Source organism: Escherichia sp. AM3 (genome assembly GCF_032029835.1).
Lineage (GTDB): Bacteria > Pseudomonadota > Gammaproteobacteria > Enterobacterales > Enterobacteriaceae > Escherichia > Escherichia coli.
This window is the reverse complement of the sequence record NZ_JAVUPQ010000820.1, coordinates 1-300: the sequence shown is the minus strand read 5'-3', so window position 1 is coordinate 300 and position 300 is coordinate 1. Positions and strand designations below refer to the sequence as shown.

Genomic DNA, 300 nt, shown 5'->3' with positions numbered 1-300 from the left:
CTTCTTGATGGTATAGACATAATAGAAATAATATACATTAAGAGACCTTCAAAAGACTTAGCTAACTTACGAAAGGAGTTTAATAAAACTGTAAGAAAAAATTTTCTTATCAAACTTGCAAAAACCTCAGAAGCATCTGGACGATTCAACGCCGAAGACCTTTTAAGAATGAGAAAGTGCAATGTTCCTCTAAATTATAATGTTCACCATAAACTATCTCTAGATGATGGTGGTACTAATGATTTCGAAAATTTAGTATTAATCGAAAATGAACCATATCATAAAGTTTTTACTAACATG

General features: G+C 30.0%; 1 pseudogene. It reads left to right on the top strand.

Annotated elements, in window-relative coordinates:
* A pseudogene (locus RTW80_RS28540) lies at positions 1–300 on the top strand (hypothetical protein); the annotation flags it as partial.